At 37.9% G+C, this 2,131-nt stretch carries 5 protein-coding genes; 4 read left to right on the top strand and 1 reads right to left on the bottom strand.

Annotated elements, in window-relative coordinates:
- Positions 1-197 precede the first annotated feature (197 nt).
- Genes AB1630_12665 through AB1630_12650 form a run of 4 tightly spaced genes read left to right on the top strand, consistent with a single transcriptional unit; the run spans position 198 to position 1,758 of the window.
- Complete coding sequence (locus AB1630_12665; protein ID MEW6104642.1) at positions 198-437, top strand: hypothetical protein; 240 nt, start codon at positions 198-200, stop codon at positions 435-437.
- A complete protein-coding gene (locus AB1630_12660; protein MEW6104641.1) occupies positions 427-642 on the top strand; it encodes a hypothetical protein in 216 nt (71 codons plus the stop codon). Before AB1630_12665 ends, AB1630_12660 begins: the two co-directional genes overlap by 11 nt.
- Positions 643-697: 55 nt before the next feature.
- The gene (locus AB1630_12655; protein MEW6104640.1) at positions 698-1,237 is read left to right on the top strand and encodes a helix-turn-helix domain-containing protein; all 540 of its coding nucleotides are present in this window, start codon (positions 698-700) and stop codon (positions 1,235-1,237) included.
- On the top strand, positions 1,216-1,758 hold the full coding sequence (locus AB1630_12650) for an IS630 family transposase (GenBank protein ID MEW6104639.1): 543 nt from the start codon (positions 1,216-1,218) through the stop codon (positions 1,756-1,758). The genes AB1630_12655 and AB1630_12650 overlap by 22 nt, the downstream gene beginning before the upstream one ends.
- On the opposite strand, the gene AB1630_12645 is transcribed toward AB1630_12650, so the two are convergent.
- The coding region (locus AB1630_12645) for a biotin/lipoyl-binding protein (GenBank protein MEW6104638.1) at positions 1,755-2,131 on the bottom strand (377 nt) is incomplete at its 5' end. The genes AB1630_12650 and AB1630_12645 overlap by 4 nt on opposite strands.

The following is a 2,131-nucleotide window of genomic DNA, read 5'->3' as shown; positions in this document are numbered from 1 at the left end:
TGGAAAAAAGCAGAAGAGGGAGATATCCTGATCTTCTCTGTTCCCACCTATGCCAACAATCTAAATGGACTGTACAAGGCATTCAGCGAAAGAGCCTTTTCTGTTTATAAGAATATAAATGAGTTTACCAAAGCCTTCAAAAAAAATTAATATCTTTTATAGTTATTGGAACAGCCTCATGGGGTGGCGACCTCTCTTTGCATTCTTATATTCAGGATTGGCTTCAATCTGGAATCCGCCCATTAGCAATCCAGATCGATTCCTCAGAGGCTAAAAATCAAAGAGCTTGGCTTGAAGGTAATCTGATCGAAGAACCCATCCTAAGGAAGAGATTAGAGCTTTTTTCAGACATCCTCTTAAGGGAATGGGATAAAAAAAGAAGAAAAAGTGAGGTACGGGATGCCTCGCATAAAATGAGAGATGATAATGAAACTTAATAGATATCTTTCAAAATTTGCAGAATTAAAAACTTTGTATGAGGCACAAAAACTTGATTTTCTCTCTAAGGGACTTGTGCATCACAACTGGAGACATACCTTAAGGGATTTAGCTAAAGGCGTTATTATAAGCGAAAAAGAGAAAGCAAATATAAAAATTGTCCTGGCAGGTATTTTATTGCATGATGTCTTGTCTACTAAATAAAGGTTGCGTAATATAATTAAATCGGCTATAATGGTTACCTGGGAAGGAGGTAACCATGCAGCCGATATTTGTAAGAAAATTATCTAAAAGCGAAATAAAAGAATTGAAAAAATTACTCAAATCTACCAATACTCGGCTATATAAACGGGCAAGAGTAATTTGGCTCTCCAGTGCCCAGCAGCTAAAGGCTCCGGAGATTGCTAAAATTGCAGATCTACATCTAAATAAGGTTCGTAAATATATTCGGCGATTTAACGAGAGAGGAATTGCAGGTTTATACCAGAAGCCTTCTCCTGGTCGACCAAGACAAATTACCACCGAACAGAGAAGACAGATTATCAGACTACTGAAAGCTAAACCTAAAGCATTTGGATTGCCCTTAAGCAGTTGGAATTTGAGGGAACTATGCCAGATTGCTATAAAGGAAGGGATAGTTAAGAGTATTAGCCCTGAGTATATGCGTAGAATTATTGCCGAAGAGGGATATTCGTATAAACGTTCTAAACGCTGGATTACATCTCCAGATCCTGAGTATGAACTTAAAAAAACCTTATTGAAGAAACCCTTAGGAGTATGGACAAAACTGAAGAGGTAGCCTTTTATGTGGATGAAGCTGGACCATATCTGGTCAAACCCCAAGCAGGACAGAAATGGTATCCTAGGGATGAGATTTTTAAAATTCCAGCTCGGTGGAAAACCAAAGGTAAAATTGTTGTCTTTGGCGCTTTGACCACAAACCCTGGTAAGATCCATCATCATATAAATAAAAGCAAAGGTTATAAGGTGATGTTAAAATTTATTCAAAGACTTACGGTATTGTATGATCAGATGAAAACCATCTATCTTATCTGGGATAATGCCAAAGCCCATGAAGCGAAGAGGTTGAATAATTGGATTGACTCCTGGAACAAAAAGGGTAAGGTGAGATTGAAAGTTTTGCCTTTGCCTACTTATAGTCCTTGGCTTAATCCTATTGAACCAGTATTTGGTGACCTTTATAAAAAAGTTGTTGCTGGAAGTAACTTCAGTTGCCCTAAAAATATGGCTGATGCTATACATAAATACTTTCGCCATAGAAATTGGCAGAGGCGTAATAAAGATAATACCCTTAATTAGTTGATGGTGCAATATACCATCTTCTTGTTCCTTAGCTCATATGGTTCTTCTTTGGGACTTGGCAAGTTGAGCTCTTTTGCTGTCTGGGCGTAAATAGTTTTCGAGGCTTCTTGTATTTTGATCTGGTTTTCGAGCTCCGCTTGAGCCTGCTTTAGATTGATTTCAGCTTCCCGCAAACTGTTCTCGTTGCTGAGTTTTAGTAACTTTAGCTCTTGTTCTGCTGCAGTAAGATTGTTCTTGCTAATCTCCAACTCCTTCTCAATTTTTAAAAGATTCGCCTTCATATCCTCGTCATCAATTATACCCAGGAGTTCACCTGGATTTACATAATCCCCTTCATTAATGAAAACGTCTTTTAGGATACCTGAGATTT

It is taken from the genome of bacterium, assembly GCA_040753555.1.
In the GTDB taxonomy this organism is placed as follows: domain Bacteria; phylum UBA9089; class UBA9088; order UBA9088; family UBA9088; genus JBFLYE01.
Note: the sequence above shows the minus strand (reverse complement) of the source record. Positions and strands in the feature narration are given on the sequence as shown.